Source organism: Frankia tisae, from assembly GCF_025403405.1.
Lineage (GTDB): Bacteria > Actinomycetota > Actinomycetes > Frankiales > Frankiaceae > Frankia > Frankia tisai.
Window position 1 is genome coordinate 1 of record NZ_JANEZT010000575.1, and the last position, 2706, is coordinate 2706.

The following is a 2706-nucleotide window of genomic DNA, read 5'->3' on the forward strand; positions in this document are numbered from 1 at the left end:
GGGTGGGTGCGGGGGAGAGCGCCTACCTGGGTCCCTCTGGTGGGTTCGGCGTCCGGTTCGTCCCTACGGAACGACTCGGGTGGCACCGTTTCCAGATACTGTCTTTGAGCCGCGTTTACGGCGAGAGCCGCGGTCCGGGCAGAAAAGATTGGGATCCGGTGTGAGACGCGGCGCGGCGACGGACGTCGAATGTTCCCGTGAGGCCGGTAAGAGCGAACATCCGGTAGGCCAGGGGGCGGGCCCCGATCACGACCAGGCGCTGCCCCGAGGCAATCGCACGCTTGCGGGCGGAGACCAGTACTCCCAGTCCCAGGGCGTCGAGGAAATCGACCTCGCCGATGTCGACCACGACGGTGGGTGTCCTGGTGTCGACGGCCGCGAACAGCGCCGACTGGAACGCGCCGATACTGGCCAGGTCAACCTCTCCACTCACCTCGACGCTGGTTTCGGCCGGTCCTTGATGGACCGTGACCGCCAGTCTGTCGGCAACCCAGGTACGCCGACGCTGTCCAGTCCGAGGCGGCTCGAGTGGCTTCACAGGTGCCGTCCCTGACTGCCCGGAACACGCCTGCCAGCAGTCCCCTGGTAAAGGGTTCACAGGGTCTTCCAGGAGATCGGAGGCTCACCAAATATCATCCTCGGCCGGCTGAAGCTGCGATGGCCGGCGCGATGGGGCCACGAACCTGGAGAATGGTTCTCCGCCAGAGAGAGTCCGTAGGGATTCGGAAAAAGATCCCTTCGACCACCGCCGCCCCAGGGAAATCCGCTGAGACCCTCATACCCCTGGACTCCCTCGTACGCTGAAGATCAACGCGTCACCGGGAGTCTGGAGCGACGTCGGCTGTGTGAGGCCTCCTTCACTGTTGCATGTCGAACGTCTCGGCGCAACTCCGACCGTAGGCCCGGGGGCGGCGGTGGATCTCCGATCCCACTGTCGGGCCGTCCCGCCGCGGGGGTGAGCCGGCCGGTCACTGGTGCGTCCGTCGCCGATGGGTACCGATAGGCTGTGAATGTCCGGTGGAGGGCTACCGGGCCGCTGGCTGATGCATACACGTGAGCAGCGCGGCCCGATGGTTGGGAGGGGCTATCGCCTCGAGTGAGCGTGTCCGGTCCGGTCTCGGTGCGGCGGTGGCGGCCGGGAACGGTCTGGCGGCGGCCGACGGTCTGTGCCGGGCGTGCGTAAGCCTTCTCGGGGTGGACGGGGCCGCCGTTTCGGTGGTGCGTGACGGTGCCTCGACGGGGACGTTCGGTTCAAGCGGAGCGTTGAGTCGGCGGCTGGACGAGCTCCAGTTCACCCTCGGGGAAGGCCCGTGTCTCGACGCGGTGCGCGAGGGCCGCCCGGCGCTGGTCCCGGACCTCACGCTGACGGCCGAGACCCGGTGGCCGATGTTCGCCGGGGCGGTGATGGCCGTGGGCGTCCGAGCGGTGTTCGCGCTGCCCGTGGTGCTCGCCGGCGCGCCCATCGGTGCCCTGGACCTGTTTCGTCACACTCCGGGCCCCCTCGGCGGAGAGCACCTGGCCGGTGGTCTGTTCGCCGCGAGGCTGGCCACCCTGCCGCTGTTGGATCTGGCGAGCGGGGATCTCAACTGGGAGGCTGCCGGTGACAGTGGCGAGGGGATACGGGAGTTCGCGTCCCTCGAGCGGGTCGAGGTCTACCAGGCCACGGGGATGATCATGGCCCAGTGTGATGTCGGCCCGGCCGAGGCGCTGGTGCGACTACGTGCGTACGCGTTCGCGCACGACCTGACCGCGAGCGAGGCCGCGTGGCGGGTCGTGCAGCGTCAGGTTGCTCTCGACGACGACAGTGCCTGGGCCTTCCCGGACCACGGCTGGGGGACGACCTCGTGAGCGCAGAGCGGGAACGTCAGGTCACCAGAGCCTTCGTGTCGTTGGCGAACAGCCTGGTGGACCGCTTCGACGTGGTGGACCTCCTGGACGGGCTGACCGCGGACTGCGCGCGGCTGCTCGACGTCGACTCCGCCGGGCTGCTCCTGGCCGATCCGTACGGCACCCTGCACATGGTGGCGGCGTCCTCCGAACGCACCCGCAACCTGGAACTGCTTCAGCTGCAACGCGACCAGGGCCCGTGTCTGGACTGCTACCGCGGGGGAGCACCCGTCAGCGTCGCCGACCTGAGTACGGCCACGGCGCGCTGGCCGCGGTTCGTCGCCGCCGCCACGCAGGCTGGTTTCGCCTCGGTGCACGCCCTGCCCATGCGGTTGCGGGACACGGTCCTGGGCGCGCTGGGTCTGTTCGGAACGCAGGTCGGGACGCTCAACGACGACGACCTGAGCCTCGGTCAGGCTCTCGCGCACGTGGCGAGTGTCGCGATCGTGCAGGACAAGGCGGTCACCGACCAGGCCGCGATCAACGAGCAGCTGAAAGGCGCGCTGAGCAGCAGAGTCGTCCTGGAGCAGGCCAAGGGATTTCTGGCCCAGCGCGGGGGCCTCGAGATGGACGAGGCGTTCGGCCGGCTGCGGACCTACGCCCGCGACCACAACCTGCGACTCACCGATGTCGCCCGCGCGATCGTCGCCCGGGAGATTCCCGCCCAGCTCCTGCTCGATCACGCTGCCACCAGGCCATCTCGACCGCGACGCCCCACCCCGAGCTGAGTGCGGGGGCTGCGGGCCCCTGGGCGCTCCCTGCCGCGGACAGGGAGCGCGCCCGGTTATCCGGCCGCCCCGTCCGGCGCGGCCGGATAAC

The 2706-nt window shown here is 69.4% G+C and carries 3 protein-coding genes; 2 read left to right on the plus strand and 1 reads right to left on the minus strand.

Annotated elements, in window-relative coordinates; all coding sequences use genetic code 11:
* Nucleotides 1–115: 115 nt before the first annotated feature.
* On the minus strand, nucleotides 116–598 hold the full coding sequence (locus NBZ85_RS30020) for an STAS domain-containing protein (protein WP_308205240.1): 483 nt from the start codon (nucleotides 596–598) through the stop codon (nucleotides 116–118).
* A gap of 530 nt (nucleotides 599–1128) precedes the next feature.
* Between NBZ85_RS30020 and NBZ85_RS30025 the strand changes: the two genes are divergently transcribed.
* Nucleotides 1129–1848, plus strand: coding sequence for a GAF and ANTAR domain-containing protein (locus NBZ85_RS30025; RefSeq protein ID WP_261555713.1), 720 nt, complete (start codon nucleotides 1129–1131; stop codon nucleotides 1846–1848).
* Nucleotides 1845–2615 (plus strand): GAF and ANTAR domain-containing protein, encoded by a 771-nt coding sequence (locus tag NBZ85_RS30030; protein ID WP_261555714.1) that lies wholly within the window; start codon nucleotides 1845–1847, stop codon nucleotides 2613–2615. Before NBZ85_RS30025 ends, NBZ85_RS30030 begins: the two co-directional genes overlap by 4 nt.
* Nucleotides 2616–2706: the final 91 nt, after the last annotated feature.